The sequence below is a fragment of the Streptomyces sp. NPDC048606 genome (genome assembly GCF_040650855.1).
Classification (GTDB): Bacteria; Actinomycetota; Actinomycetes; order Streptomycetales; family Streptomycetaceae; genus Streptomyces.
Window position 1 is genome coordinate 77,786 of record NZ_JBEZIB010000012.1, and the last position, 26,491, is coordinate 104,276.

The 26,491-nt window shown below is 72.0% G+C and carries 26 protein-coding genes; 9 read left to right on the forward strand and 17 right to left on the reverse strand.

Going from position 1 to position 26,491, the window contains the following annotated elements; all coding sequences use genetic code 11:
- Positions 1–14 precede the first annotated feature (14 nt).
- From AB0D01_RS15570 to AB0D01_RS15585, 4 genes are all read left to right on the forward strand, one after another.
- The gene (locus tag AB0D01_RS15570) at positions 15–1,544 is read left to right on the forward strand and encodes an aldehyde dehydrogenase (NADP(+)) (RefSeq protein WP_363055685.1); all 1,530 of its coding nucleotides are present in this window, start codon (positions 15–17) and stop codon (positions 1,542–1,544) included.
- A 100-nt stretch (positions 1,545–1,644) separates the two neighbouring features.
- On the forward strand, positions 1,645–1,866 hold the full coding sequence (locus AB0D01_RS15575) for a hypothetical protein (protein ID WP_363055686.1): 222 nt from the start codon (positions 1,645–1,647) through the stop codon (positions 1,864–1,866).
- Between the two features lie 74 nt (positions 1,867–1,940).
- Positions 1,941–3,212: a TerD family protein gene (locus AB0D01_RS15580; protein ID WP_363055687.1), complete on the forward strand. Its 1,272-nt coding sequence runs from the start codon at positions 1,941–1,943 to the stop codon at positions 3,210–3,212.
- A 102-nt stretch (positions 3,213–3,314) separates the two neighbouring features.
- A complete protein-coding gene (locus AB0D01_RS15585) occupies positions 3,315–3,491 on the forward strand; it encodes a hypothetical protein (RefSeq protein ID WP_363055688.1) in 177 nt (58 codons plus the stop codon).
- A gap of 65 nt (positions 3,492–3,556) precedes the next feature.
- Here AB0D01_RS15585 and AB0D01_RS15590 read toward each other — a convergent pair whose 3' ends face one another.
- The gene (locus tag AB0D01_RS15590) at positions 3,557–5,026 is read right to left on the reverse strand and encodes an alkaline phosphatase PhoX (RefSeq protein WP_363055689.1); all 1,470 of its coding nucleotides are present in this window, start codon (positions 5,024–5,026) and stop codon (positions 3,557–3,559) included.
- Positions 5,027–5,212: 186 nt separating this feature from the next.
- Positions 5,213–6,706, reverse strand: coding sequence for a hypothetical protein (locus tag AB0D01_RS15595; protein ID WP_363055690.1), 1,494 nt, complete (start codon positions 6,704–6,706; stop codon positions 5,213–5,215).
- A gap of 406 nt (positions 6,707–7,112) precedes the next feature.
- Here AB0D01_RS15595 and AB0D01_RS15600 point away from each other — a divergent pair, with 406 nt between their 5' ends.
- Positions 7,113–8,954 carry an endonuclease/exonuclease/phosphatase family protein gene (locus AB0D01_RS15600; RefSeq protein WP_363055691.1) on the forward strand — a complete coding sequence of 614 codons (1,842 nt, stop codon included), beginning with the start codon at positions 7,113–7,115 and terminating at the stop codon, positions 8,952–8,954.
- Positions 8,955–9,182: 228 nt separating this feature from the next.
- On the forward strand, positions 9,183–9,437 hold the full coding sequence (locus tag AB0D01_RS15605; RefSeq protein ID WP_363055692.1) for a hypothetical protein: 255 nt from the start codon (positions 9,183–9,185) through the stop codon (positions 9,435–9,437).
- Between the two features lie 16 nt (positions 9,438–9,453).
- Here the strand turns inward: AB0D01_RS15605 and AB0D01_RS15610 are convergent, their stop codons facing one another.
- The 3 genes from AB0D01_RS15610 to AB0D01_RS15620 form a co-directional block, all read right to left on the reverse strand.
- Positions 9,454–10,680, reverse strand: coding sequence for a DNA sulfur modification protein DndB (locus AB0D01_RS15610; protein WP_363055693.1), 1,227 nt, complete (start codon positions 10,678–10,680; stop codon positions 9,454–9,456).
- Positions 10,681–10,969: 289 nt separating this feature from the next.
- A complete protein-coding gene (dapD, locus tag AB0D01_RS15615; protein WP_363055694.1) occupies positions 10,970–11,950 on the reverse strand; it encodes a 2,3,4,5-tetrahydropyridine-2,6-dicarboxylate N-succinyltransferase in 981 nt (326 codons plus the stop codon).
- Positions 11,951–12,006: 56 nt separating this feature from the next.
- On the reverse strand, positions 12,007–13,281 hold the full coding sequence (locus tag AB0D01_RS15620) for an MFS transporter (protein ID WP_363055695.1): 1,275 nt from the start codon (positions 13,279–13,281) through the stop codon (positions 12,007–12,009).
- Between the two features lie 89 nt (positions 13,282–13,370).
- Here AB0D01_RS15620 and AB0D01_RS15625 point away from each other — a divergent pair, with 89 nt between their 5' ends.
- Positions 13,371–14,246 carry a winged helix-turn-helix transcriptional regulator gene (locus AB0D01_RS15625; protein ID WP_363055696.1) on the forward strand — a complete coding sequence of 292 codons (876 nt, stop codon included), beginning with the start codon at positions 13,371–13,373 and terminating at the stop codon, positions 14,244–14,246.
- 210 nt (positions 14,247–14,456) lie between these two features.
- Here AB0D01_RS15625 and AB0D01_RS15630 read toward each other — a convergent pair whose 3' ends face one another.
- The 12 genes from AB0D01_RS15630 to AB0D01_RS15685 form a co-directional block, all read right to left on the reverse strand.
- Positions 14,457–15,017, reverse strand: a complete 561-nt coding sequence (locus tag AB0D01_RS15630) for a TetR family transcriptional regulator (RefSeq protein WP_363055697.1) — start codon at positions 15,015–15,017, stop codon at positions 14,457–14,459.
- A complete protein-coding gene (locus AB0D01_RS15635; protein WP_363055698.1) occupies positions 15,017–15,340 on the reverse strand; it encodes a multidrug efflux SMR transporter in 324 nt (107 codons plus the stop codon). The genes AB0D01_RS15630 and AB0D01_RS15635 overlap by 1 nt, the downstream gene beginning before the upstream one ends.
- A 125-nt stretch (positions 15,341–15,465) precedes the next feature.
- Positions 15,466–16,869 (reverse strand): hypothetical protein, encoded by a 1,404-nt coding sequence (locus tag AB0D01_RS15640; protein WP_363055699.1) that lies wholly within the window; start codon positions 16,867–16,869, stop codon positions 15,466–15,468.
- 222 nt (positions 16,870–17,091) lie between these two features.
- Positions 17,092–17,436 carry a metal-sulfur cluster assembly factor gene (locus AB0D01_RS15645; RefSeq protein ID WP_007263433.1) on the reverse strand — a complete coding sequence of 115 codons (345 nt, stop codon included), beginning with the start codon at positions 17,434–17,436 and terminating at the stop codon, positions 17,092–17,094.
- Positions 17,433–17,894: a Fe-S cluster assembly sulfur transfer protein SufU gene (sufU, locus tag AB0D01_RS15650; RefSeq protein ID WP_190181976.1), complete on the reverse strand. Its 462-nt coding sequence runs from the start codon at positions 17,892–17,894 to the stop codon at positions 17,433–17,435. The genes AB0D01_RS15645 and sufU overlap by 4 nt, the downstream gene beginning before the upstream one ends.
- 31 nt (positions 17,895–17,925) lie before the next feature.
- On the reverse strand, positions 17,926–19,182 hold the full coding sequence (locus tag AB0D01_RS15655; RefSeq protein WP_363055700.1) for a cysteine desulfurase: 1,257 nt from the start codon (positions 19,180–19,182) through the stop codon (positions 17,926–17,928).
- Positions 19,179–19,943 (reverse strand): Fe-S cluster assembly ATPase SufC, encoded by a 765-nt coding sequence (gene sufC / locus AB0D01_RS15660; RefSeq protein ID WP_053785807.1) that lies wholly within the window; start codon positions 19,941–19,943, stop codon positions 19,179–19,181. Before sufC ends, AB0D01_RS15655 begins: the two co-directional genes overlap by 4 nt.
- A 7-nt stretch (positions 19,944–19,950) precedes the next feature.
- A complete protein-coding gene (locus tag AB0D01_RS15665) occupies positions 19,951–20,268 on the reverse strand; it encodes a non-heme iron oxygenase ferredoxin subunit (protein ID WP_363055701.1) in 318 nt (105 codons plus the stop codon).
- Positions 20,268–21,446: a Fe-S cluster assembly protein SufD gene (gene sufD, locus AB0D01_RS15670; RefSeq protein WP_363055702.1), complete on the reverse strand. Its 1,179-nt coding sequence runs from the start codon at positions 21,444–21,446 to the stop codon at positions 20,268–20,270. Before sufD ends, AB0D01_RS15665 begins: the two co-directional genes overlap by 1 nt.
- 77 nt (positions 21,447–21,523) lie before the next feature.
- Positions 21,524–22,939 (reverse strand): Fe-S cluster assembly protein SufB, encoded by a 1,416-nt coding sequence (gene sufB / locus AB0D01_RS15675; RefSeq protein WP_363055703.1) that lies wholly within the window; start codon positions 22,937–22,939, stop codon positions 21,524–21,526.
- Positions 22,936–23,673 (reverse strand): ArsR family transcriptional regulator, encoded by a 738-nt coding sequence (locus AB0D01_RS15680; RefSeq protein WP_363055807.1) that lies wholly within the window; start codon positions 23,671–23,673, stop codon positions 22,936–22,938. Before AB0D01_RS15680 ends, sufB begins: the two co-directional genes overlap by 4 nt.
- Positions 23,674–23,792: 119 nt before the next feature.
- Positions 23,793–24,584 carry a formate/nitrite transporter family protein gene (locus tag AB0D01_RS15685; protein WP_363055704.1) on the reverse strand — a complete coding sequence of 264 codons (792 nt, stop codon included), beginning with the start codon at positions 24,582–24,584 and terminating at the stop codon, positions 23,793–23,795.
- A gap of 122 nt (positions 24,585–24,706) precedes the next feature.
- On the opposite strand from AB0D01_RS15685, the gene AB0D01_RS15690 reads away from it, so the two are divergent.
- Both AB0D01_RS15690 and AB0D01_RS15695 read left to right on the forward strand, forming a co-directional pair.
- Complete coding sequence (locus AB0D01_RS15690) at positions 24,707–25,633, forward strand: ABC transporter ATP-binding protein (protein WP_363055705.1); 927 nt, start codon at positions 24,707–24,709, stop codon at positions 25,631–25,633.
- The gene (locus AB0D01_RS15695) at positions 25,630–26,412 is read left to right on the forward strand and encodes an ABC transporter permease (RefSeq protein ID WP_363055706.1); all 783 of its coding nucleotides are present in this window, start codon (positions 25,630–25,632) and stop codon (positions 26,410–26,412) included. Before AB0D01_RS15690 ends, AB0D01_RS15695 begins: the two co-directional genes overlap by 4 nt.
- The last annotated feature ends 79 nt before the right edge of the window (positions 26,413–26,491 follow it).

The following is a 26,491-nucleotide window of genomic DNA, read 5'->3' on the forward strand; positions in this document are numbered from 1 at the left end:
GGAGGCAGTGGGCCGTGACAGCGAATCCAGTCTGGAGTGTGGACCCCCGCACCGGGAAGCAGCGCGAACGGGTTGCGGCGGAAGCCACACACCGGGACGTGGACCGGGCCGTGCGCGCCGCCCACGCCGCCCGCGCGGCCCTCGCCGGGGCCGCGACCCGCGCCGCCTTCCTGCGGACCGCCGCCGACCTGCTCGACGGGTCCGCCGCCCGGATCGTGGAGAGCGCCGACGCCGAGACCGCGCTCGGCGCCGCGCGCCTGACCGGGGAACTCGCCCGCACCACCGGCCAGCTGCGCGTCTTCGCCGACTGCGTGGACGAGGGCGCCTACCTCGACGTCCGGATCGACCGGGCCGACCCCTCCCTCACCCCGCCCCGCCCCGAGCTGCGCCGCTACAAGGTGCCGCTCGGCGTGGTCGCCGTCTACGCCGCCTCCAACTTCCCGCTGGCCTTCTCCGTCCCCGGCGGCGACACCGCGAGCGCCCTCGCGGCCGGCTGCCCGGTGGTCGTCAAGGCCCACCCCGACCACCCGGCCACCTCCGAGCTGTGCGCCGCGCTGCTGCGGGAGGCCGCCACGGCGAACGGGCTGCCCGCCGACGTGGTGACGGTGGTGCACGGGTTCGACGCCGGGCTGGAGCTGATCCGCCACCCGCTCGTCACCGCGGCCGGGTTCACCGGCTCCATCCGGGGCGGACGCGCCCTGTTCGACGCCGCCGCCGCCCGCCCCGTACCGATCCCCTTCCACGGCGAGCTCGGCTCCCTCAACCCCGTCGTGGTCACCCCGGCGGCGGTGGCCGAACGCGCCGAGGAGATCGGATCCGGGCTCGCGGGGTCGGTCACCCTGGGCGTCGGCCAGTTCTGCGTCAAACCGGGCCTGGTCCTGGTCCCGACGGGACAGGACGGCGACCGCCTCGCCGCCGCCCTGGCCAAGTCGCTCGCGGGCACGGAGCCGGGCGTCCTGCTCGACCACCGGATGCGGGAGGCCTTCCTCGCCGGGACCCGCGAACGCGCCGCGCTGCCCGGCGTCGACGCCCCCGTCGCCCCCGGCCCGGGCGGGGAACGCTCCGTCGGCGCGGGCTTCCTGACCGTCGACGCCACGACGCTGCTGGAGGACGGCCCCCACGAGGTGCTCCTGGAGGAGTGCTTCGGCCCCGTCACCGTCCTCGTCCGCTACGCCGACCAGAGCGAGGCCGCCGCGGTGCTGGGCCGGCTCGGCGGGAACCTGAGCGCCACCCTCCAGCTGTCCGAGGACGAGACCCGGGGCGCGCCCGGACCGGCCGCCGAGCTGATCTCCCTGGTCACCGGGCTGGCCGGGCGGATCGTCGTGAACGGATGGCCGACCGGCGTGGCCGTGGCCCCCGCCCAGCACCACGGCGGCCCCTACCCCGCGGCCACCTCCCACGCGACCTCCGTCGGCGCCACCGCCGTCGAACGCTGGCTGCGCCCGGTGGCCTACCAGTCGGTGCCCGACGCGCTGCTCCCCGCGGAACTCCGCGAGGACAACCCGCTGGGACTGCCGCGCCGCGTGACCGGCCCGGGCGCGTGACCGCTCCGGGCGCGTGACCGGCCCGGCCCCGGCCACCGACTGCGCCCGCGCCCGCTAATTGCGTTGCCCGCCCCGCCCCCGGCGGGGCAGGCTGCGCGTCATGCCGAAACCACACGGGTTCACGTACGACGTACGCGGCGACGGGACCGTCGTCATCACGCACCGGGGCCGCGCCGCGGGCACCCTGCGCGGGGGCCGCGCCGACAAGTTCCTGGCGGAGGTGGGGTCCGGGGACGCCCAGCTCGTCATGGCCCGGTGGACCGGCGCCTACAAGTTCGGCAACGAGCGCATGGCCCGCGACCACCCCCGCAACCGGCGCTGAACCCTCCCGGCCCAATCTCGCGGAGGGTAAGGGAACGGCAAAGCCGGTCCGGTCGTTCTGGGTGCATGACCGCTATGACCCCTGGTTCCAACCTGCCGCTCGACACCGTCCGCGTGACGGTGGACGTGGCTGCCCCGGTGCGGCTCGACGTCTCGGGCCTGCTGCTGACGGCCGACGGCAAGGTGCGTTCCGACGCCGACTTCATCTTCTACAACCAGCCGTCCGGCCCGGGTGTCGACTACCGGTCCGGCGGGGGATCGGCCCCCGACTCGATCACCGTGGACACGTCCGCGCTGCCGCCCGGCATCGAGCGGATCGTGGTCACGGCCAGCCCGGACGCCGCCGGACAGAGCTTCCAGGGCGTCGAGCCCACCGCCACCGTGCGGGACGCGGCCGGCGGCGCGGTGATCGCCACCTTCACCCCGCCGCGGCTGGGCACCGAGACGGCGCTCGTGGTCGTCGAGATCTACCTGCGCGGCGGCGTGTGGAAGGTGCGCGCGGTCGGCCAGGGGTACGCCAACGGCCTCGCCGGCATCGCCACGGACTTCGGCGTCTCCGTGGAGGAGGAGCCGCCCGCGGCCGCCGCCGCGCAGGCGCCCCCGGCCCCGCCCGCCCCGCCGGTCACCGCCCCTCCCGTCGCCGCCCCGCCGGCGCCGACGACGCACCCGGTCTCGCCCTGGCTGACCGCCGGTGCGAACGGCCCGGCGGCGAGCACCCCCGCGCCGCCGGCTCCCCCGGTCGCGCCGCCCGCCGCGGCTCCCGCCTCGGGCAAGATCAACCTGGACAAGGGGCGGGTCAGCCTCCAGAAGAACCAGACGGTCTCCCTCGTCAAGGGCGGCCGCCCGCTGCTCTCGCAGGTCAAGATGGGCCTCGGGTGGGAGCCCGCCTACCGGGGGCGCGACATCGACCTCGACGCCTCCGTCATCGCCTACGGCCCCCAGCGCAACCACCTCGACAGCTGCTACTTCAGCCGGCTGTCCATCCTGGGCGGCGCCATCACGCACTCCGGCGACAACCTGACGGGCGAGGGCGCCGGGGACGACGAGGTGATCGTCGTGGACCTCGGCCGACTGCCCGCCGAGGTCACGGGCCTGGTCTTCACGGTGAACTCCTTCTCCGGCCAGAAGTTCACCGAGGTCGCCAAGGCCTACTGCCGACTCATCGACGCCGCCAGCGGCGAGGAGCTGGTCCGCTTCGACCTCACGAGCGCCGAGCCGCAGACCGGCGTCATGATGGCCAAGCTGATCCGGCAGTTCAGCGGCGAGTGGGAGATGACGGCCATCGGCGAATTTGTGAAGTCGCGCACAGTGCGCGGCATGGTCAAGGCGGGCTCCCAGACACTCTGAGCAGGTGGGCGGGCACATGCCGCGACCGACGGTCGAACCGGGTGACGGATGCCACCCGTAATCCGGAGGTGGCTGTCAGTGCCCGCCCGTAGCCTTGAAGCCATGCAGACAACACTCCGGCCCGCGGGTCCCGCTCGCCCGTCCGCCGCGGAGGCGAACGAGGCGATCCGGCACTTGGTGGACACCGGTGTGGACGGGGAGTGGCCCGCGCGGGCGTACGAGTTCCTCCTGGAGGAGTGGACCGCGGCCTCGCGAGCGGAGTTCGCCGCGGCCCAGTGAGCCCAATGAGCCGGGTGAGCCGACAAGTCCGGCGGACCGGTGCGCACCGGTCCGCCGGCGCCTGATCAGCGGTCGCGCCGCCAGGGGCCGGTGATGGCCAGCATGATGCCCGGGTCCTGGAGGTTGGCGTACAGGGTGCGCCCGTCCGGTGAGAAGCACACCCCGGTGAACTCCGAGTACTCGGGCTCCGTCGCCGAGCCGATGTTCAGCTCGTTGCGGGCGAGCGGGTAGACCTTCCCCGACTCGGTGGCCCCGAACAGGTGCTGGACGCCCGAGCCGTCCTCGGCGATGACCAGGCCCCCGTACGGCGAGACCGTGATGTTGTCGGGGCCGTCGTAGCCGCCCTCGGCGGACGGATCGGCGTTCACCCCGATCAGGACGACGAGCCGGATCGTGCGCCGCTTCGGGTCGTAGAACCACACCTGGCCGTCGTGCGCCGCGCCCGGGCTCTCGGAGCGGGCGAAGGAGGAGACGAAGTAGGCGCCGCCGTCGGCCCACCACATGCCCTCCAGCTTGCGCCCCCGCGTCACGCCGTTCACCCCGAACTGCGCCCGAACGGGCGTGGTCCGCGCGTCGCGGTCGGGGACCGGCACCCAGTCGACCCCGTACACGGTGCCCGTCTTCGTCGCGCGCGTGAGGTCGTCGACGAACCGGCCCGTCCTGTCGAAGCACTTGGCGGCGGCGAGCACCCCCGCGTCGTCGGCGAGGCCGCGCAGTCGGCCGCGCCCGTGCCGGAAGCCCTCGGGCGGGGTCCAGCGGTAGAGCAGCCCGTTGGGACCCGACGCGTCCTCCGTCAGGTACGCGTGGCCCCGGCGCGGGTCGATGACCACGGCCTCGTGGGCGTACCGCCCGAACGCCTTGACGGGCTTCGGGTCGCGGTTGGCCCGGCGGTCGTGCGGGTCGACCTCGAACACGTAGCCGTGGTCCTTGGTCATGCCGTTGCGGCCGGCCAGGTCCTCGGTCTCCTCGCAGGTCAGCCACGTACCCCACGGGGTGGCCCCGCCCGCGCAGTTGGTCGACGTACCGGCGATGCCCACCCACTCGGCGACCTCGCCACCGCGCCGGACCTCGACGACCGTGCACCCCCCGGCCGCGGCCGGGTCGTAGACGAGGCCCTCGGCGAGCGGGACGGGGTGCTTCCAGCCCGTCCGCGCCCCCCGCAACTCGTGGTTGTTGACCAGGAGGGTGACCCCGCGGTGCCCCTCGAAGGCCGCGGTCCCGTCGTGGTGGGACGGGGTGCTCTCGCCGCTGTCCAGGGTGGTGACGCCGCTGTGCGTGATCACCCGGTACGAGAACCCGGCCGGCAGCGCGAGCAGCCCGGCCGGGTCCGCGATCAGGGGACCGTAGCCGGGGCCGTGCGGCCGGCGCCCGGTGGCCGCGTCGACGCCCTCGCCCTCCGGCCCGGCCCCGACGGGGGCCTCCCCGGCCGCCAGGGCGCCCGGTGCGGTGGCGAGGGCGCCGACGGTGCCGGTGAGCGCGACTCCCGCCCCGGCGAGGACGGTACGGGCGGTGAAGTCTCTGCGGCTGAGGGGCATCGGGTCTCCAGGGGTGGGGAGGTGGTGCGCCTGACGTACGGTCGTCGGCGCACACGCTCCCGCCCGTACGTGAACGGCGGCTGAACTACCCGGGAAAGCGGGCCACCGCCTCACCGCCGGCCACATTGGCGCGCTCCCGCCCCGGAAGGGCCGGTTCCGTACCGCCCGGGGCGACCTGGCCGCGGATCAGGGCTGCCGGGAACGGGCCTTGAAGGCGGCCTTGCGCGCCTCCTTCGAGGCCTTCCTGTCCGGGTGCAGCCGCCCCATGGCCTCCAGCACGTACGCCGTCGCCGGGTGCTCCACCCGCCAGACCTCCTCGAAGAAGCCGGCGTGGTTCTCGGTCAGCCCCCGCATCAGCAGCGGGAGTTCCTCCGTCTCCGCGTCCGAGGTGAGCTGCGCGGCGAGGGTGTCCACGGTCAGCCAGAACACCATGGCCCCGTCCGGGGGCGGTACGTCGGACACCCCGTGCTCCGCCAGCCACACCCGGGCCAGTCCGCCCAGCTCCGGGTCGTCCAGGACGGCGCGCACGGCCGGCTCGGCCTCCCGCCCGGCCGGGGCCAGGGCCTGCTGGCAGCGCAGCCTGCGCAGCGGGGCGCCCTCGTCGTCCCCCCGGGCGGCGGCCAGCAGTTCGCTCACGGCGGCGGCCGGCTCGCGGCCGACGAGCCACTGCTCGATCTCCGCCTGGGCGGCCCGCTCGGGGTAGGAGGAGACCGCGTCGAGCAGGGTGTCGGCGCCCTTGTCGGCCAGTTCCCCGATGGCGGGGGCCTCGACGCCGGCCTCCAGCATCCGGGCGCGCACGCCGTACAGGCCGAGCGGGGTCAGGCGGACCATCCCGTACCGGGAGACGTCCTCGTCCTCGGCGGCGAGCGTGCGGTCCCCGGCGGCGAACTCCTCGTCGTCGGCCTCCGCCATCAGCTCCTCGTCGACGGGCTGGTACTCGACGAGACCGATGGGCTCCAGCTGCCGGAACTGGTCGTCGAGGCGCATCATCGCGTCGGAGACCTGCTCCAGGACGGCGTCGCTGGGGTCGCCCATGTCGTCGGGCACGATCATCGAGGCGGCGAGCACCGGCAGCGGCACGGGCCCGTCGCCGGGGCCGCCCTCGGCGACGGTGAGCAGGTAGAGGTTGGCGAGGACCCCGTCGAGGAAGTCCGCCTCGCGCTGCGGGTTCCAGTCGAGCCGGTCGAAGTCGATCTCGCCGCCCGCGTCCAACGCGTCGACGAGGTCGTCGAGGTCGGGTACGGCGGCGTCGGCGAGCACGGTGTCCAGGGCCGCGAGCCACAGGTCGAGGACGTCGCCGGGGGCTCCTCCGGCGACCAGCGCGAGGTCCTCGCCGGGGGTGGCGGTGCCGTACTCGGGCTCCTCCCCCTCGGCGCCGTCCCCGGTGTCCTCCTCGGGTTCGGTCACGTCGACCAGGCCGGTGTCGACGGCGACCCGCCAGGCCTGGCTCGCGTGAACGGGGCTGTCCTCGTCCCGTTCGTCGAGGCCGAGTTCGGCGACGGCGCCGACGAGCTGGTCGGCGACGAGTTCACCGCCGACGTCGACCCGGGTGTCGGGTCCGGCCCAGCGGGCGAGGCGTACGGCGCGTGCGAACAGCGGGGCGACGAGGGCGTCGCGGGCCAGCTCCGCATCGGAGGGCAGCCGTACCGGCGGCAGCGTGGAGCGCGGCTCTGCGGACATGGGGTGGTTCTCCTCGGACGGAACGCCTGGACGGCGGGACGGTACGGCGGTCGAGCGGTGGAACTGACGGCACGGCGGCACGGCGGCGAGCCGTACGCACACGCGTACACGCGTACGCGCGCACGGAGCGGAACGGTCCGACGCGACGGCCGGCGGAGCGCCCGCGGACAGGGCGACGGACCCGCGATCCGCGGTCCGTTCGTGGTCCGTCAGGCCGGGTGCGGCCACCCAGCGTAGACGCATTCCGGGCAGGCTCGGCGGTCCATATCCGTTGGTTCATCCCACAGTCGTCTCCCGTATTCCCTGGAGGCCTTGACAACTTCGCTGGTCGCACTGGAAATTGACGCGCGTAGACATCTTGAGACCCTCAGGGTTCCCCCTCCTCCACACACCGGAGTTCCCGCCCATGCGCTCCTCGCATCCCCGTTCCGCCGCCGTCGCGGCCCTCGTCGCCACCGCGCTGGCCACCGGCCTGCTCGCCGGTACCGCCGACGCGGCCGAAGGCGCCGTGTCCGCCGATCCGATACGCATCCACGACATCCAGGGCACCACCCGGATCTCCCCGTTCAACGGCAAGCAGGTCGCCGACGTCGAGGGCATCGTCACCGGCGTGCGCACCTACGGCTCCCGCGGCTTCTGGATCCAGGACCCGGACGCCGACGACGACGCCGCCACCAGCGAGGGCGTCTTCGTCTTCACCAGCTCCGTCCCGACCGTCGCCGTGGGCGACGCGGTGATGGTCTCCGGCACGGTGGGCGAGTACGTGCCCGGCGGGGTCAACTCGGGGAACCAGTCCGTCACCCAGATCTCCAAGCCCGCGGTGACCGTGGTCTCCTCCGGCAACGCGCTGCCGGCGGCCACCGCCGTCAACGAGTACACGGTCCCGGCCGCCTACGCCCCGGCGGGCGACCCGGCCGCCCAGGGCAGCATCAACGGCCTGACCCTGGAGCCCTCGCGCTACGCCCTGGACTACTACGAGTCCCTGGAGGGCATGAACGTCCGCATCGGCACCTCCCGCGTGGTCGGCGCCACCGACCCGTACTCGGAGCTGTGGGTCACGGTCAAGGGGTGGGAGAACGCCGCCAAGCGCGGTGGCACCGTCTACGGCTCCTACGACTCCCAGAACACCGGCCGCCTCCAGATCCAGCAGCTGGCCCCGGTCTCGCAGCAGCCCTTCCCCGTCGCCAACGTCGGCGACAAGCTGACCGGCACCACCGAAGGCCCGCTGGACTTCAACCAGTTCGGCGGCTACACGCTGGTGGCACGCACCCTGGGCACGGTCAAGGCGGGCACCCTCGCCCCCGAGAAGACCAAGGCGCAGGCCTCCAACGAGCTCGCGGTGGCCACGTACAACGTCGAGAACCTCGACCCGACGGACCCGCAGGAGAAGTTCGACAACCTGGCGAAGGCCGTCGTCGAGAACCTCGCCTCCCCCGACGTCCTGGCCCTGGAGGAGATCCAGGACGACAACGGCGCCAAGAACGACGGCACCGTCTCGGCGGAGCAGACGCTGGCGAAGTTCACCGCGGCGATCGCGGCGGCGGGCGGCCCGTCCTACCAGTGGCGCTCGATCAACCCGGAGGACAAGAAGGACGGCGGCGAGCCCGGCGGCAACATCCGCCAGGTCTTCCTCTTCAACCCGGAGCGGGTCTCCTTCACCGAGCTCGCCCCGGGCGACGCGACGACGGCGACCGGCGTGGTCAAGGAGCAGGGCAAGGCCGCCCTGACCCACTCCCCCGGCCGCGTCGACCCGGCGAACCCGGCGTGGGCCGACAGCCGCAAGCCGCTGGCCGGCGAGTTCGTCTTCCGCGGCAAGAAGGTCTTCGTGATCGCCAACCACTTCGGCTCGAAGGGCGGCGACGAGGGCCTGACCTCGCACCACCAGCCGCCGGTCCGCTCCTCGGAGGCCAAGCGGCTGCTCCAGGCGCAGTCGGTGAACGGTTTCGTCAAGGAGATCCTCGCGGCGGAGAAGAACGCGAACGTCCTGGTCCTCGGCGACATCAACGACTTCGAGTTCTCGGCGACGACGGACGCGCTGGCGGCCGACGGCGCCCTGTACCCGGCGATCAAGTCGCTGCCGAAGGCGGAACGTTATTCCTACGTCTACCAGGGCAACGCGCAGGTCCTGGACCAGATCCTGACCAGCCCGGCGATCAAGAACTTCACGTACGACAGCGTCCACATCAACGCGGAGTTCGCGGCGCAGAACAGCGACCACGACCCGCAGGTGATCCGCTTCCGTCCGTAGTCACCCGCGCCCGTGCCCCGCGCCCCCCCGGTGCGCGGGGCACGGCCGGCCGGGCGCGGTCCGGCGCGGTCCGGGCCGGACGCGGGGCGAGGTGGGGACTTTGGGCCCTGGCGTGACCCTGGACACATCCGTACCGAAATCGTCCGGTTGTGGTGTTGAGTGTCTGCACGCCCGATCCACCGCAATGTCGCGTACCGGCCCGTTCGCTCGCCCTACCGGGAGGACCGCGTGTTCCCCTCCATCTCCCTCGCCCAGGAAATCGGCCTCGTGGTGCTCTTCGTGGCCGCGCTCGTCTGGGTCGTCGGCCTCGGCCACATGCTGTGGGACAGCCGCTTCCACCACCCCGAGCCGGGCGCCTACGAGGGCATGCCGTTCATCCCGACGCAGCGCACGTCGGCGGGGCACCCGATGGAGTCGGTCGAACTGACCGAGGCGGAACAGGAGGCCTTCGCCGGCCTGATCCGCTCGATCCCCCTGCGCTAGGAGATCCCTTCCGGGATCAGAACCGGCCGCGGATCTGCTTGCCCGCGTCGCTCTCCGGGTGGTTCAGCGCGTCGTAGACCTTGTGCCCGGAGTCGCGGGCGCCGCCCGCCCAGGACACCACGCCCCGGTCGCTCACCTTGGCCGCGATGCCGCTCCAGTACTTCGCCTCGCGCTCCCACTGGATGCCCTCCAGCAGCCGCTCCAGGGTCACGTACGGGGGCAGCGGGTCGGTGCTCCAGGACATGGTGCGGTTCATGGTCGCGCCGAGGCCGGCCACGACCGCGGGGGCGGTGACGGCGGTCTTGGCGTGGAAGAGCTCGGCGTTCGCCTGGAGGAACTCGCCCACCGTCTCCATGACCTCGCGCTGGACGACGGCCTTGTCCGTACGCTCGCCGTTCTCGTCGGCGGGGATGTCCTCGTGCTCGATGCCGGTGGACGCGGCGTGGATGCCGGCCTTGCCGAGCATGGCGGTGGCGACGAGGGTCCGCAGGACCGACATGGTCATCCACTCCGGGGCCTTGTCCGAGACCTGGCGCTTGCCGGTGAGGATCAGGCCGGACAGCGGGACCGTGGTCTCACCGGCCGGCACCTGGAGCGACTCCATCAGCTTGCGGGTCACGGTGGTGCCGAAGTCCCGGCCGTCCATCGACATGGCCAGGGACTTGTCGACCGGAACGCCCTTCAGGTTGCGGTCGTGGAAGATCTGGCGGGCGGCCATGACGCCGATGCCGTGGAAGATCTCGAACGACAGCGGGATGGCGCCGAAGTCGAGGTCCGCCAGGCCGTAGGCGGCCGGGTTCCTCTTGATCCGGTGCCAGGCGGTGACCTGGGTCTCGCTGTCCAGGGCGTACAGGCCGTCCTTGATCGGGAGGGCCGATGTGCCTTCCGCGGAGACGACCAGCGGACGCGGCGACCACAGGGTGATCTGCGGGAGCGACCAGGCGTCGTCGAAGTCCCCGCGCAGGCCGGCCGCGATGTAGTCGGCGTACTCGCCGACGTTCTTCGCCTTCTTGCTGCCCGCCGTGCCGAGCTGCCGCTGGATCTCGGCGCGCGTACGGGCGTACTCGCTGATCGGCTGGCCGGCCTTCTGGGCGCGCTTGGCGGCGTCCTCGACCTCCTGGGGGTCGTTCACGATGGCCAGCAGGTTCTCGCAGTCGATGACGCCGTTCGCCATGACCCCCTTGCGGATCTCCCGGAGGTCGACGGGCAGCCCGGTGGTCACCGGCTTCAAGGACGAGCTCATGATGGGCAATCCCCCCTCTGCGGCCGCCACTTTGACGCGCCGTCACATGTGAAACGTTATCCAACGGATCATCAGGAAGGCAACCGAGGTGGCGGAAATCGGCCATCAACGCCGCCGTAGATGACGTCTTTCGATCTGCGGCGCGACCTCAGGCCGTTCGAGCATGCTGAGGTGGGCTCCATTCGGGGATTTTCCCCGTCCGCGGAAACGAGGAGCGCCCTCCCGGGCCGTGGTGGGGCCGGAGAGGGCGCTCGTCGGTGGTTCGGCCGCCGGTCGGGGCGGCGGGACCTCAGTTGTGGCTGTGCAGGACCTCGTTCAGGCCGCCCCAGGCCGCCTTGTACGGGCGGGCCTCGACGGTGCCGGTGACCGAGTTGCGGCGGAAGAGGATGTTGTCGGCGCCCGAGAGCTCCAGGGCCTTGACGATCTGGCCGTCCGGCAGGGTGACGCGGGTGCCGGCGGTGACGTAGAGGCCGGCCTCGACGACGCACTCGTCGCCCAGCGCGATGCCCACGCCCGCCTCGGCGCCGACGAGGGTGCGCTCGCCGATCGAGATGATCTGCTTGCCGCCGCCCGAGAGGGTGCCCATGGTGGAGGCACCGCCGCCGATGTCGGAGCCGTCGCCGACGACGACGCCCGCCGAGATGCGGCCCTCGACCATGGAGGTGCCCAGGGTGCCGGCGTTGAAGTTGACGAAGCCCTCGTGCATGACGGTGGTGCCCTCGGCGAGGTGCGCGCCGAGGCGGACGCGGTCGGCGTCGGCGATGCGCACGCCCTTGGGGGCGACGTAGTCGGTCATGCGCGGGAACTTGTCGATCGAGGTGACCTGGAGGTGCAGGCCCTCCGCGCGCGCGTTCAGGCGGACGGTCTCGACCTGGTCGACGGCGACCGGGCCCAGGGAGGTCCAGGCGACGTTGGCGAGGAGGCCGAAAACGCCGTCCAGGTTCTGGCCGTGCGGCTTGACCAGGCGGTGGCTCAGCAGGTGCAGGCGCAGGTACGCGTCGTGCGCGTCGAGCGGCTTGTCCTCCAGGGAGGCGATGACGGTGCGGACGGCCACGACCTCGACGCCCCGGACCGCGTCCGAGCGGACGGCCTTGGCCGCGGCCGCGCCGAGGAGCTCCACGGCCTGCTCGGCGGTGAGGCGCTCGGTGCCGGCCGGGCCGGGCTCGGGGGCCAGCTCGGGGGCGGGGAACCAGGTGTCGAGGACGGTGCCGTCGGCGGTGATGGTGGCAAGTCCGGCGGCGACGGCGCCGGTGGTACGCGTAGCAGTCATGCCCGAAACCTAACCGGCGACGGCCCGTGGTCGCGAACCGGTCTCATGTGCCGGTCTCAGGTGCCGGTCGCGTGCGCCGGCGCCGCCGTGGGTGTCCGCCCCTGCGCCGCCGCCCCGTGCGCGGCGGCGCGGGCGGCCCTGCGCGCCTCCCGGCGGGACAGCGCCAGCAGCAGAGCCCCCGCGCCCGCCGCGAGCAGGGCGCACAGCGGCCACAGCAGGCCCGGCGCGGCCGCGTACAGCGCTCCCCCCAGTGGCGGGCCCAGGACGACACCGCCCGTGGAGACCCCGGCGTAGAGGCTCTGGAAGCGTCCGACGGCGTGGTCCGGTGCCTGGTCCGCCACGTAGGCGGTGGCGGTGGTCTTGTAGAGGATCTCGCCGAGGCTCAGGAGCACCATCATGGTGACGGCGGTGGCGACCCCGGCTCCCGCGATCAGGGCCGCGTAGCCGGCGCCGACCAGCACGAGGCCGGTCCCGATCACCGCCAGCGGGGGTCTGGCGCGCAGCGCGACGGCGGCGGGCAGTTCCAGCAGCAGGATCACGGCCCCGTTGAGGGCGATGATCAGGCCGAAGGCCCGTACGTCGAGCCCGTGGTCGGCGAGGAAGACGGGGAAGACGGAGTACTGCTGGCGGTAGACCACGTCCACGACGAGGATGGCGGCGAGCAGGACCGGTACGGTCGGCCGCGCCCGCAGCGCCGCGAGGACCCCGCCCCGCTCCGCCTCCGCGCCCGCCCCGCCGCCCGCCCGGGCGGCGGCGCTCCCGCGGGCGCCGCGGGCCGGGACGACGCGGGCGGTCCAGCAGGCGAAGAAGAGGGTGCCGACGCCGTCGGCGACGAACAGCCAGTCGTAGGAGAGTCCGGCGGCGACCAGGGCCCCGATCGGCGGGCCGAGGGTGAAGCCCCCGTTGGAGGCGCAGCGCACGACGGCGAAGGCCTGCCGGCGCGCTCCCTCGGGGACGGTGACGGCGACCAGCGCGGCGTTCGAGGCGCGGACCACCCCGGAGGCGTACTGGGCCAGTGGCAGGGCCGCGTAGAGCGCGGGGTTCGACAGCAGGGGGAAGGTCGTCAGGAGCAGTCCGCCGACGGCGGAGGCGGCGAGCAGCACCCTGCGGTGCCCGAAGCGGTCCCCGTACCAGCCGCCCGTGAAGTTGCCCGCGACCAGACCGATGCCGCCGATGCCGGTGGCCAGGCCCGCCTGTGCGGCGCCGAGGCCGCGCGGGCCGGTCAGGTAGAGGAAGACGAAGACGAAGGTGAAGCCGACGACGGCGTTGACGAACACCCCCGCGGCCAGCAGCCACACGACCCTCGGTATGTCCTTGAACCCCTTCAGCACTCCCGCGCCCCCGCATCCGACGAGTAAGTTCCCTTTAGGAACGGACTATGTCAGCATGACAGCCTGGGGTCAACGGACAAAGGAGTGCCATGGCCCAGCGCACACAACTCGGCGACGCGGACTGCTCCATCGCCCAGGCCCTCGACGTCGTGGGCGACTGGTGGACGCTGCTGATCGTGCGCGACACCGCACGCGGCCTGTACCGCTTCGACGAGCTCCAACGCGAACTCGGCGTCTCCCGCAAGGTGCTCGCCGAGCGGCTGAGGCTGCTGGTCGAGGCGGGCGTGCTGACGCGCGAGCCGTACCAGGAACGTCCGGTGCGGCACGCGTACCGGCTGACCCCGCGCGGGCGGGGCCTGCTGCCGGTCCTGGTGGCCCTCCAGGACTGGGGTGACACCTGGGTCCTGGGAGAGGGAGAGATGACGGCGACGACGCGGGAGTCCTCGAAGGAGGCCGCACGGGTCCACGCGCTGCGCGGCACACGACTGCCGGAGCTGCTGCTGCCGGACCGGTTCGGCGAGCTCCGCGACCCGGTGGCGGGGACCCCGTTCACGGTCCTGTACTGCTTTCCGGGCGCGTACGCCCGGGCCGAGTCCTACCCGCCCGGCTGGGCCGGGATCCCCGGCGCGCAGGGCTGCACGTTGGAGTCGTGCACCTACCGCGACCAGCTCGCGGAGTTCACCGCGGCCGGCGCCACCGTGCACGGGGTGTCGACGCAGCGCCCGGACGAGCAGCGGGAGTTCGCCGAGAAGGAGGGGCTGCGCTTCCCGCTGCTGTCGGACGCGGGACTGGAACTGGTGACGGCCCTGCGCCTGCCGACGTTCCGCGCGGCCGGGACGAGCCGGATCAAGCGGCTGACGCTGGTCGTGGACCGGGACCGGACGGTGCGCGAGGTGATCTACCCGATCGGGGACATCGAGGCGAGCGTGACGACGGCCCTCGCGGCGGTGCGCGCGGCGCACTGAGCGCGGCGCACCGAATCCGGCGCACGGAACCCGGCGCACCCGGCCCGCCGTACCCGGCACTCGGAGCCCGGCGCACCCGGCCCGGCGGCCCGTCCTGGGCGGGCGCGGGCCGGCCCGTCGGGCTCCGCGTGCCGGGTTCGGCGGCCGTTCAGCCACCGGGGGCGACCGCCGGGGTCAGCCCCCGGGTCGACCGCCAGGGTCAGTCCCCGGTCAGGATCCGGGTCGACCCCCGGGTCGGCCCCCGGTCAGGATCCGGCCCAGCGCCTCCCGCGCGCCGGCCTCGTCGTACGGGGTGTCCGTGAGCAGCACCCGCAGGCCGATCCCGTCCAGCACCGCCACCAGCGCGCGGGCCGTGGCCGGGTCGGCGTACGGCTCCAGGGCCCGGTCCACGTCCTCGCACCACCGCGCGGCGACCGGGCGCAGCGCGGGCCGGCGCAGCGCGGCGAGGTAGAGCTCGTACTCCAGCTCGACGCGGCCGCGCTCCGCCGTCAACCGCTCGCCCAGCAGCCGCGCCAAGGCCCCGGCGAGGTCCTCGCCGTCGCGGAGCACGAGCCTCGGGACATGGGCCTCGTTCGCCTGCCTCAGGGTGGCGACCAGGAGTTCGTCGAGGGTCGCGAAGTGGTACGTGGTCGAGCCCAGCGGCACGTCCGCCTCGGCCGCCACGCTGCGGTGACTGAGACCGGCGATGCCCCGTGCCTCGACCACGCGCGTCGCCGCGTCGATGATCCGCTGCCGGCGCCCGGGATCGTGGCGGCGCGCACCGGGAGCCATCAGTGGGTGGCCCCGCCCAGATTGAGCAGGACCACGCCCGCGATGACCAGCCCGATCCCGGCGATCTTCGCGGCGGTGGCCGCCTCGCCCATGAAGACCATGCCGATCGCGGCGATGGCGGCGGTGCCGACGCCGGCCCAGATCGCGTACGCCGTGCCCACCGACATCGACTTCAACGTCTGCGCGAGGAGCGTGAAGGCGATGACGTAGCCGAGCAGAGTCCCCAGCGAGGGCCACAGGCGGGTGAAGCCCTCGCTGTACTTCATGGCGGTGGTTCCGGCGACCTCGGCGGCGATGGCCGCGGCAAGCAGTACGTAGGGCATGCGTACGACTGTACACACGGGGTGCGTACAGGTGTACGCATCCCGTGTCGCCGGCCACGGTCGTACAGGACCGCCCCACGGGACCGCCCCACAGGGCCGGACCCCGAAGCCGGCCCCCGCCGGCCTCAGCGGGCGCGGTTCAGGGTGAACCAGGCCGACCGCGACTTCTTCCACTCCGCGTGCGGCAGGTCCTTGGCCTCCACCCCGTCGCCGTACAGGTCCGCGGCGCCGTTGTCGGTGACGAGCTGCACGCGCGCGCCGGGCCGCCGCAGGTCGGGGACCTCGACGACGGACTCCCAGCCGCCGGGGTCGGTGGTCGGCAGGTCCGCCCGCTTGCGCGGGGCGTGCCCGGGGACGCCGTCCCACTGGTAGAGCGCGTAGGGGTCGGAGTTGTCGTCGGCCGCGAAGGAGCCGGCCAGGATCAGGTACTGGTTCGCGGCGTTCTTCTTGACGTCGCGGATCGCGAGCCCGCCGAGGTCCCATTCGATCGGCTCGCCGAAGACCGGCCGGTCGCCGGCCGCGAGCACCCGGTCGATGTTGGTGACGGGGACGACCAGCGCCCTGCCGCCGGGCACGGCCGGGGCCAGCGGGGCCCGGAAGCCCAGGTAGGCGGTGGTCGTGGAGCCCGGGGCGAACTCCAGCCCCTCCACGTTGAACCCGTCGATCTGCTTGGGCACCTCACCGGCGGCCGTCCCCGCCGCGAAGCCGTACCGGTTGCCGTGCGCGGCGTCCCAGGCGACCAGGTCCTCGCGCAGGCTCCGGTAGGCGGCGCCGAAGGCGATCTCGGTGGAGGCGCCCGAACCGGTGACGCGGGTGGTGAAGACGGTGTCGCGTTCCGCCTTGTACTTGCCGTCCTTGTTGTTGCCGAGCGAGCCGGTCCAGTAGACGGTGTCGCCGACCCGGGCCGCCCCCTCGATGTCGACCTCCTTCTTCAGGCCGAGCGCGGGGCCGAGGTCCCAGGTCCTGACCGGGCCGCCGGAGCGGGAACGGTCGTACAGGCGCAGCACGTTGGACTCGTCGTCGGCCACCAGCACGTGGCCGCCCCCCACGTCGACGGCGGCCGAGGCGTCGGAGGAGCCGGTCTGGTAGCGGGTGGAGGCGGAGTCCGCGACCCGCGCCGAGGCGGCGTAGGAGAGGGTGGTCGTGGCGGTCCTGCCGCCGCGCCCGGTGACCTCGATGGTCAGGTCGGTGTATCCGCGCCCGCGGGCGCGGACCGTCAGCTCGCGGTCGCCCTCGCGCGTGCGGGTCTGCCGTACGTCCTCCACGCGGGCCACCGCCGGATTGCTGGAGGCGACCACCCGCAGCCTCAGGAAGCCGTCCGGGACCCCGGCCTGCGCCACGTCCACGGTGACGAACGGGTCGCCGACGCCGCCCACCGCGCCGGCGAGCCGGGCGGCGGACAGGGCGATCGTCGGGGCGGCGTGGCCGGCCTGCGCGTGCGCGGGGACGGTGAGGCCCGCGACGAGCAGGGCCGCGGCCCCGGCGCCCAGGGCGGCGCGACGGTGTACCGGGGTGGGGCGAACGGGCACGGAGGATCCTCTCGTGGGCGCCGTCACGTGCTGACGGCCGTCGAGAAGGTTCGGCCGGCCCGGCCAACTCCGGGTGCACGCCGGCCGGCCGGCCGGGTAACAACCGGCACCGCCCGGAAAGCGGGGAGGGCCCCCGGCACGACCGTGCCGGGGGCCCTCCCCCGTACGCGCGATGCGCGCGGTGCGCGCCGTGCGCGCGCCACGCCCGCGTCGGAGCGTGCGTCAGACGTTGAAGCCGAGCGCGCGCAGCTGCTCACGACCGTCGTCCGTGATCTTGTCCGGACCCCACGGCGGCATCCAGACCCAGTTGATGCGGAGCTCGTTGACGATGCCCTCCGTCGCCGACTTCGCCTGGTCCTCGATGACGTCCGTCAGCGGGCAGGCCGCCGAGGTCAGGGTCATGTCGAGGGTCGCGATGTTCGCGTCGTCGATGTGGATGCCGTAGATCAGGCCCAGGTTGACGACGTCGATGCCCAGCTCGGGGTCGACCACGTCGTAGAGGGCCTCGCGGACCTCTTCCTCGGTGGCCGGCTTGATCGACGCCTCGGGCGTCGCGTTCTCGGTCATGCCGTCTTCCTCTCCGCGTCACCCAGTGCCTGGGCGGTCGCGTCCTTCCAGGCCATCCAACTCAGGAGAGCACACTTCACCCGCGCGGGGTACTTGGAGACGCCGACGAACGCGACCGCGTCCTCCAGCACCTCCTCCATGGCCTCGTCGGGCTCGATCTTGCCCTTCGACTGCATCATCTCCAGGAAGACGCCCTGGATCTTCCGCGCCTCGGCGAGCTCCTTGCCGACGAGCAGCTCGTTCAGCACGGACGCGCTGGCCTGGCTGATGGAGCAGCCCTGGCCCTCGTAGGAGACGTCGGTGAGCGTCTCCCCGTCGTACTTCACGCGCAGCGTGATCTCGTCGCCGCACGTCGGGTTGACGTGGTGCACCTCGGCGTCGCCGTCGCGCAGGCCACGTCCGTGCGGGTGCTTGTAGTGGTCCAGGATCAGTTCCTGGTACATCGAATCCAGCTTCACAGCGGCCCCAGCGCCTTCGTCTCGTTCCCCGTCATCCGAAGAAGTTCCGTACGTGCTCCAGCCCGTCGATCAGCGCGTCGACCTCGGCGGGAGAGGAGTACAGGTAGAAAGACGCTCGCGTGGTCGCGGGAATTCCGTACCGCAGGCAGACCGGACGCGCGCAGTGGTGACCCACGCGGACGGCGATGCCCTGCTCGTCGAGCACCTGACCGACGTCGTGCGGGTGGATGTCCCCGAGCGTGAACGAGATCGCGGCGCCGCGGTCCTCGGCCGTGGTCGGGCCGATGATCCGCAGGTCGGGGACCTCCAGGAGGCGCCGGACGGCGTACTCGGTGATCGCGTGCTCGTGGGCGGCGATCTTGTCCATGCCGATCGCGGACAGGTAGTCCACGGCCGCGCCGAGGCCGACGGCCTGGGCGATCGGGGGCGTACCGGCCTCGAACTTGTGGGGCGCGGGGGCGTACGTCGAGGCGTGCATCGACACGGTCTCGATCATCTCGCCGCCACCGAGGAACGGCGGCAGGTCCTCCAGGAGCTCCTGGCGGCCCCACAGGACGCCGATGCCGGTCGGGCCGCACATCTTGTGGCCGGTGAAGGCCACGAAGTCGGCGCCGAGGGCCTGGACGTCCAGGGGCATGTGGGGGGCGGCCTGCGAGGCGTCGATCAGCACCAGCGCGCCGACCTCCTGCGCGCGGCGGACGATCGCCTCGACCGGGTTGACGGTGCCCATGATGTTGGAGACCAGCGTGAAGGAGACGATCTTCGTCTTCTCCGTGATGACCTCTTCGATGTTGGACAGGTCGAGCCGGCCGTCGTCGGTGAGGCCGAACCACTTCAGTTTCGCGCCGGTGCGCTGCGCGAGCAGCTGCCACGGGACGATGTTGGAGTGGTGCTCCATCTCCGTGATGGCGATCTCGGTCTCGCGGTCGACCCGGTAGGGCTCGTCCGCCCAGCCGAGCATGTTCGCGACCAGGTTGAGCGACTCCGAGGCGTTCTTGGTGAAGATCACCTCGTCGCGGCTCGGCGCGTTGATGAAGGCGGCGACCTTGTCGCGAGCGCCCTCGTACAGCGCCGTGGCCTCCTCGGCGAGCACGTGCACGCCGCGGTGGACGTTGGCGTTGTGCCGCTCGTAGTACTCGTTCAGCGCGTCGAGCACCTGGCGCGGCTTCTGCGAGGTCGCCGCGTTGTCCAGGTAAACGATCTTCTTCCCGTCGTGGACCACACGATCCAGCAGGGGGAAGTCCTTGCGGATCGCCTCGATGTCGAGGAGGCCAGGCAGCTGTGTCACGCGGTCGCGCCACCCTTCACGTACTTGTCGTAACCCTCGGCCTCCAGCTGGTCGGCCAGCTCGGCGCCGCCGGACTCGGCGATGCGGCCGTTGGCGAACACGTGCACGAAGTCGGGCTTGATGTAGCGCAGGATGCGCGTGTAGTGCGTGATCAGCAGGGTGCCGACCTCACCGGTCTCGCGGACGCGGTTGACGCCCTCGGAGACGATGCGCAGGGCGTCGACGTCGAGGCCGGAGTCGGTCTCGTCGAGGATCGCGATCTTCGGCTTGAGGAGCTCCAGCTGGAGGATCTCGTGGCGCTTCTTCTCACCGCCGGAGAAGCCCTCGTTCACGTTGCGCTCGGCGAAGGCCGGGTCCATCTGGAGCTGCTCCATCGCGGACTTGACCTCCTTCACCCAGGTGCGCAGCTTGGGGGCCTCGCCGCGGATGGCGGTGGCCGAGGTCCGCAGGAAGTTGGAGACCGAGACGCCGGGGACCTCGACCGGGTACTGCATGGCGAGGAAGACACCGGCGCGGGCGCGCTCGTCGACGGACATCTCCAGGACGTCTTCGCCGTCGAGGGTGACGGTGCCACCGGTGATGGTGTACTTCGGGTGACCGGCCAGGGAGTAGGCCAGCGTGGACTTGCCGGAGCCGTTCGGACCCATGATGGCGTGCGTCTCACCCTGCTTGACGGTGAGGTCGACGCCCTTGAGGATCTCGCGGGCGCCGTTCTCGGCCTCGACGGAGACGTGCAGGTCGTGGATTTCAAGCGTTGCCATGGATACCTCAGGACTCCTGGGTGAGGGAGACGAGCACGTCGTCCCCTTCGATCTTGACGGGGTAAACGGGTACGGGGCGGGTCGCGGGCAGGCCCGAGGGCTTGCCGGTGCGCAGGTCGAAGGCCGAACCGTGCAGCCAGCACTCGATCATGCAGTCGTCGACCTCGCCCTCCGAGAGGGAGACGTTCGCGTGCGAGCAGATGTCGTGGATCGCGAACACCTCCCCCTCGGTGGAGACGATGGACACCGGCGTGCCGTCGAGTTCCACCCGCTTGGGGGTGTTCTCCTCCAGCTCGCTCAGCGCACAGGCCTTGAGGTAGGTCATCAGACGGACGCCTGCAGCTCGGTCTCGATCCGGGCGATCAGCCGCTCCTCGATGTCCGCGACGCCGATCTGCTGGACGAGCTCGGCGAAGAAGCCGCGCACGACCAGGCGGCGGGCCTCGTCGGCCGGGATGCCGCGGGCCTGGAGGTAGAACAGCTGCTCGTCGTCGAAGCGACCGGTCGCGGAGGCGTGGCCGGCGCCGACGATCTCGCCGGTCTCGATCTCCAGGTTCGGCACCGAGTCGACGCGCGCGCCGTCCGTCAGGACGAGGTTGCGGTTCATCTCGTAGGTGTCGGTGCCCTCGGCGGTCTTCTCGATGAGCACGTCACCGATCCAGACGGCGTGGGCGTCCTGGCCCTGGAGCGCGCCCTTGTAGACCACGTTCGACTTGCAGTGCGGGGCGTCGTGCGTGACCAGGAGGCGGTGCTCCTGGTGCTGGCCGGCGTCCGTGAAGTACAGGCCGAGCATCTCGGCCTCGCCGCCGGGGGCGGCGTAGGTGACGCGCGGGTGCAGCCGGACCAGGTCGCCGCCGAAGGTGATGACCACGGACTTGAAGCTCGCGTCGCGGCCGACGAGGGCGTTGTGCTGCGAGGTGTGGACCGCGGTGTCGTCCCAGTCCTGGATCGACACGAAGGTCACCTTGGCGCCGTCGCCGACGAGGACGTCGACGTTGGCGGCGCGCACGCCGTCACCGGTGTGGTCGATCACGATGATCGCCTCGGCGAACGGCTTGATGTCGAAGACGGTGTGACCGTAGGTCGTGCCGCCCTCGCCGTGCAGCGCGACGCGGATCGGCTCGGCGAGCACGGTCTCCTTGGGCACGGTGACGACCGTGGCCTTGGCGAACGAGGAGAAGGCCTGGGCCGAGACCCGGTCGACGGGGACGCCGGCCTTGCCGATCCGCTCGTCGCCGCGCTCGACGGACTCGACCGTGACGCCCTCGGGCGCGTCGATCTGGGCCTTCATGGTGCCGTTGGCGACCGCGGTGCCGTCGTGCAGGCCCTTGAGGCGGGCCAGCGGGGTGAAGCGCCACTCCTCCTCGCGACCCTGCGGGACCGGGAAGTCGGCCACGTCGAAGGACGGGGGCGCGCTCATCCGGGTGGCGACGGTGGACTCGGCGGCCACCGCGATCGAGCCGGCGGTGGTGGAGCCCGCCGGGATGTTCTGAGCCTCAGCCATGGCTGTCGTGTTGCTCGCTCTCTTAAAAGAACACGTCTACGTCTAAAGGGTGTGCTGCGGGACGGGGGCGGTCGGCGCTAGCCGACCGAGCCCTCCATCTGCAGCTCGATCAGCCGGTTGAGCTCCAGCGCGTACTCCATCGGCAGCTCCTTGGCGATCGGCTCGACGAAGCCGCGCACGATCATGGCCATGGCCTCGAACTCGGTGAGGCCGCGCTGCATGAGGTAGAAGAGCTGGTCGTCGGAGACCTTGGAGACGGTGGCCTCGTGGCCCATCGTCACGTCGTCCTCGCGGACGTCGACGTAGGGGTAGGTGTCCGAGCGGGAGATCGTGTCGACCAGGAGCGCGTCGCACAGCACGTTGGACTTGGAGCCCGGGGCGCCCTCGCCGATCTCGACGAGACCGCGGTAGGAGGTGCGGCCGCCGCCTCGCGCCACCGACTTGGAGACGATGTTCGACGAGGTGTTCGGCGCCATGTGGACCATCTTGGAGCCGGCGTCCTGGTGCTGGCCCTCGCCCGCGAAGGCGATGGACAGGGTCTCGCCCTTGGCGTGCTCGCCCATCAGGTAGACGGCCGGGTACTTCATGGTGACCTTGGAACCGATGTTGCCGTCGATCCACTCCATGGTCGCGCCCTCGTACGCCACGGCGCGCTTGGTGACCAGGTTGTAGACGTTGTTCGACCAGTTCTGGATGGTCGTGTAGCGGCAGCGGCCGCCCTTCTTCACGATGATCTCGACCACGGCGCTGTGCAGCGAGTCCGAGGAGTAGATCGGGGCGGTGCAGCCCTCGACGTAGTGGACGTAGGCGTCCTCGTCGACGATGATCAGCGTCCGCTCGAACTGGCCCATGTTCTCCGTGTTGATGCGGAAGTAGGCCTGGAGCGGGATGTCCACGTGGACACCCTTGGGGACGTAGATGAACGAGCCGCCGGACCACACCGCGGTGTTCAGCGACGCGAACTTGTTGTCGCCGACCGGGATGACCGTGCCGAAGTACTCCTGGAAGAGCTCCGGGTGCTCCTTGAGCGCGGTGTCCGTGTCGAGGAAGATCACGCCCTGCTCCTCCAGGTCCTCGCGGATCTGGTGGTAGACGACCTCGGACTCGTACTGGGCCGCGACACCGGCGACGAGGCGCTGCTTCTCCGCCTCCGGGATGCCGAGCTTGTCGTACGTGTTCTTGATGTCCTCGGGCAGGTCCTCCCAGGAAGCGGCCTGCTTCTCGGTGGAACGCACGAAGTACTTAATGTTGTCGAAGTCGATGCCCGAGAGGTCGGAACCCCAGTTCGGCATGGGCTTCTTGTCGAACAGCCTGAGGCCCTTGAGGCGGAGGTTCAGCATCCACTCCGGCTCGGACTTCTTGGCCGAGATGTCGCGGACGACCTCCTCGGACAGACCCCGCTTGGCAGCGGCGCCGGCCGCGTCGGAGTCGGCCCAGCCGTATTCGTAGGTGCCCAGGCCATCGAGCTCAGGGTGAGCAGTCTCCGTGGTCATGCGGGGTTCCTCCCGGCCGTACTTGCAGATGCTGATGTGTCGGTCTGTGTGGCGCTTCGCGGAATGAACGTGGTGCACACTCCGTCGCCGTGGGCGATCGTGGCGAGGCGCTGCACGTGCGTCCCGAGCAGGCGGGAGAAGACCTCGGTCTCCGCCTCGCAGAGCTGCGGGAACTGCTCGGCGACGTGTGCGACCGGGCAGTGGTGCTGACAGAGCTGTTCGCCGCTGTGCGGACCGGGAGCGCTCTTCGCCGTAGCAGCGTACCCGTCCGCGGTCAACGCCTTGGCCAGGGCCTCGGTACGGTCCGCGGGTGCGGCCGCCTCGATGGACTCCCGGTAGGGCTGCGCCTGCGCCTCCATGCGGGCCCTGGCGAAGGCGGCCACGGCCGCCTCCCCCCGCTCACCCCCGCCGACGGACTGCGCGATCCAGCGCAGGGCGTCGGCGGCGAGGGTGTCGTAGGACTGGTCGAAGGCGTCGCGGCCGCAGTCGGTGAGCGCGAAGACCTTGGCGGGTCGACCCCGGGTGCGCGTGCCGTACACGCGCTGCTCACGGGGTGCGACCACGTCGTCGGCGACGAGCGTGTCGAGGTGGCGGCGGACGGCGGCCTGGGTGAGGCCGAGACGCTGCGCGAGGTCGGCGACGGTGGAAGGACCGTGGTCCAGGATCGACCGCGCGACCCGGTTGCGGGTTGACCGCTCTCCGGTCGCGAGCTCCCCGTGCGGGGTCTCGATCATCCGTTCGCCGTATTTCACAACGCCATTGTTGCGTAATTAAGTGAGCGACGACAAGCCGTGACGGACGCCACCCCTGGTGGCCTCCATCACTAAGGGTTACCTAATTTGTCGACGGAGAGTTAATCGGATGGCAGCGTTCCGCATTCCCTGCGGGAGCCTCCGGTGAACCAATAAACGGCTCCCACCAGCAAACCTCCGCCCACGACGTTCCCCGGGACGGTAAACATCAGGTTCCGGAAAAGATCACCGCATTGCGATGAGCCATCCAGGATCGCCAGGCTGAAAAGAGCCATGTTCGCGACGCAGTGCTCGAATCCCACCGCCACGAAGACCGCCACGGGCAGCCACAGGACGAAAATCTTGGCCGCGTCACCCCGGGCTCGAGTGAACATCCAGATCGCCAGGCAGACGAGCATGTTGCACAGCACCGCGCGCCAGAACAGCTGACCGCCGCCCAGCGCCGTCTTCCCGTGCACCATCTCCGCCAGCATCGCCCGCGCCGACGGCGACGAGGTCACCCCGGACGCGTGCACCATCGCCCCGAAGAGGAAGGCCCCCGCCAGGTTCCCCGCGAGCGACAGCCCCCAGGACAGCGCCAGGTCCCGCGGGCCCGTCCGCCCGGAGAGGGCGCCGACCAGCATCACCATCACGTTGCTGGTGAACAGCTGCGCCCCCGCGAACATCACGATCGTCAGCGCTATCGGGAACACCGCGCCCTCCAGCAGCTTCACCGCCGCCGAGCCCTGCGCCACGAACGGCGAGATCGCCACGAGCAGCAGCACCTCGCCGATGCCGATGTACGCGCCCGCGAGCATCGCGGAGACGAAGTAGCGCGGCGGGTGCCCCAGGTCGTGGGCCTTGTGCGCGGCCTGTCCTGAAGTGGCCCGGACGTTCTCGGCGATGCTGTTCACCACTCAACGCTAGGACCGCGCCGGCCCCCGGACGGCCCGAAAAGGTCACCGGGTACCGGGCCCCTGACCCCGCCACCCCCGGGACCAAAGCCCCCCTCCCGCGCTCCGTAGACTCGTCTCCCATGAGCAACGACCCCGCCGTGGAGATCCGCGGACTGGTGAAACGGTACGGATCCAAGACAGCGGTGGACGGTCTGGACCTCACGGTGCCCCGCGACGCGGTGACCGCCGTCCTCGGTCCCAACGGCGCGGGCAAGACCACCACCGTCGAGACCTGCGAGGGCTACCGCCGCCCCGACGCCGGCGCCGTGCGCGTGCTCGGGCTCGACCCGACCTCCCAGGCCGAGGCCCTGCGCCCGCGCATCGGCGTCATGCTCCAGTCCGGCGGGGTCTACTCCGGCGCCCGCGCCGTCGAGATGCTCCGCCACATGGCGAAGCTGTACGCCGACCCCCTGGACGTCGACACCCTGGTGGAACGCCTCGGCCTCGGCGGCTGCGGCCGCACCCCCTACCGCCGGCTCTCCGGCGGACAGCAGCAGCGCCTCGCCCTGGCCATGGCCGTCGTGGGCCGCCCCGAGCTGGTCTTCCTCGACGAGCCCACCGCCGGCCTCGACCCGCAGGCCCGCCGCGCGACCTGGGAGCTCGTACGGGAACTGCGCGCGGACGGCGTGGCCGTCGTGCTCACCACGCACCACATGGACGAGGCCGAGCAGCTCGCCGACGAGGTCGCCATCGTCGACGCCGGCAAGGTCATCGCCCACGGCAGCCCCGATCAGCTGTGCCGCGGCGGCGCCGAGAACACCCTGCGCTTCAACGGCCGCCCCTCCCTCGACCTCGCCTCCCTGCTCAAGGCCCTGCCCGACGGCACCGACGCGGCCGAGCTCACCCCCGGCTCCTACCGGGTCACCGGTGACGTCGGCCCGCAGATGCTGGCCACCGTCACCTCCTGGTGCGCCCAGCACGGGGTGATGCCGAGCAGCCTCGCCGTGGAACGACACACCCTCGAGGACGTCTTCCTCGAACTGACCGGCAAGGAGCTGCGCGCATGAGCGCCGGTACGTTCGCCCCCCGCCCGGGCGCCGCGCCCGTGTCCCGGATGATCGCCGCGCAGACCGCGCTGGAGACCCGGATGCTGCTGCGCAACGGCGAGCAGCTGCTGCTCACCGTGATCATCCCGGCGCTGCTGCTGACCCTGTTCTCCTCCGTGGACATCATCTCCGTCCCCCTGGAGGCGGGCGGCTCCGTCAAGTCCGTGGACTTCCTCGCCCCGGGCATCCTCGCCCTCGCCGTGATGTCCACCGCCTTCACCGGCCAGGCCATCGCCACCGGCTTCGACCGCCGCTACGGGATCCTCAAGCGGCTCGGGGCCTCCCCGCTGCCGCGCTGGGCCCTGATGACCGCCAAGACCCTGTCGGTCCTGGTCACCGAGGTGCTCCAGATCGCCCTGCTGACGGCGATCGCCCTCGCGCTGGGCTGGTCCCCGCAGGGGAACCCGCTGACCGTCGCCGCGCTGATCCTGCTGGGCACCGCCGCCTTCTCCGGCCTCGGGCTGCTGATGGCGGGCACCCTCAAGGCCGAGGTCACCCTCGCCGCCGCCAACCTGGTCTTCCTGCTCCTGCTGGTCGGGGGCGGGGTGATCGTGCCGATGGAGAAGTTCCCCGACGCGGTGCAGAGCGTCCTCGGGCTGCTGCCCATCTCGGCGCTCTCGAACGGGCTGCGCGAGGTGCTCCAGCACGGCTCCGGCCTGCCGTGGGGCGACGCCGCGGTCCTCGCGGTCTGGTCGGTACTGGGACTCGGCGCCGCCGCGAGGCTCTTCCGCTGGGAGTGAATCCCTTCCCCCGGACGTTGCCCCGGCGGGAGGATGACCACCTCCACCCCTGCGGGGGACCGAGGATGCGGGACCGGGA

Bases quoted from the DNA above. Each gene is read 5' to 3' on its own strand.
- AB0D01_RS15575 (WP_363055686.1), top strand. From the start codon at position 1,645: ATGCCGAAACCACACGGGTTCACGTACGACGTACGCGGCGACGGGACC.
- AB0D01_RS15665 (WP_363055701.1), bottom strand. From the start codon at position 20,268: ATGACCTACCTCAAGGCCTGTGCGCTGAGCGAGCTGGAGGAGAACACC.
- AB0D01_RS15590 (WP_363055689.1), bottom strand. From the start codon at position 5,026: ATGCCCCTCAGCCGCAGAGACTTCACCGCCCGTACCGTCCTCGCCGGG.
- AB0D01_RS15595 (WP_363055690.1), bottom strand. From the start codon at position 6,706: ATGTCCGCAGAGCCGCGCTCCACGCTGCCGCCGGTACGGCTGCCCTCC.
- sufB (WP_363055703.1), bottom strand. From the start codon at position 22,939: ATGACCACGGAGACTGCTCACCCTGAGCTCGATGGCCTGGGCACCTAC.
- AB0D01_RS15625 (WP_363055696.1), top strand. From the start codon at position 13,371: ATGGCCCAGCGCACACAACTCGGCGACGCGGACTGCTCCATCGCCCAG.
- AB0D01_RS15580 (WP_363055687.1), top strand. From the start codon at position 1,941: ATGACCCCTGGTTCCAACCTGCCGCTCGACACCGTCCGCGTGACGGTG.
- AB0D01_RS15600 (WP_363055691.1), top strand. From the start codon at position 7,113: ATGCGCTCCTCGCATCCCCGTTCCGCCGCCGTCGCGGCCCTCGTCGCC.
- AB0D01_RS15645 (WP_007263433.1), bottom strand. From the start codon at position 17,436: ATGACCGAGAACGCGACGCCCGAGGCGTCGATCAAGCCGGCCACCGAG.
- sufD (WP_363055702.1), bottom strand. From the start codon at position 21,446: ATGGCTGAGGCTCAGAACATCCCGGCGGGCTCCACCACCGCCGGCTCG.
- AB0D01_RS15635 (WP_363055698.1), bottom strand. From the start codon at position 15,340: ATGCCCTACGTACTGCTTGCCGCGGCCATCGCCGCCGAGGTCGCCGGA.
- dapD (WP_363055694.1), bottom strand. From the start codon at position 11,950: ATGACTGCTACGCGTACCACCGGCGCCGTCGCCGCCGGACTTGCCACC.
- AB0D01_RS15610 (WP_363055693.1), bottom strand. From the start codon at position 10,680: ATGAGCTCGTCCTTGAAGCCGGTGACCACCGGGCTGCCCGTCGACCTC.
- AB0D01_RS15585 (WP_363055688.1), top strand. From the start codon at position 3,315: ATGCAGACAACACTCCGGCCCGCGGGTCCCGCTCGCCCGTCCGCCGCG.
- AB0D01_RS15680 (WP_363055807.1), bottom strand. From the start codon at position 23,673: ATGATCGAGACCCCGCACGGGGAGCTCGCGACCGGAGAGCGGTCAACC.
- AB0D01_RS15630 (WP_363055697.1), bottom strand. From the start codon at position 15,017: ATGGCTCCCGGTGCGCGCCGCCACGATCCCGGGCGCCGGCAGCGGATC.
- sufC (WP_053785807.1), bottom strand. From the start codon at position 19,943: ATGGCAACGCTTGAAATCCACGACCTGCACGTCTCCGTCGAGGCCGAG.
- AB0D01_RS15695 (WP_363055706.1), top strand. From the start codon at position 25,630: ATGAGCGCCGGTACGTTCGCCCCCCGCCCGGGCGCCGCGCCCGTGTCC.
- AB0D01_RS15690 (WP_363055705.1), top strand. From the start codon at position 24,707: ATGAGCAACGACCCCGCCGTGGAGATCCGCGGACTGGTGAAACGGTAC.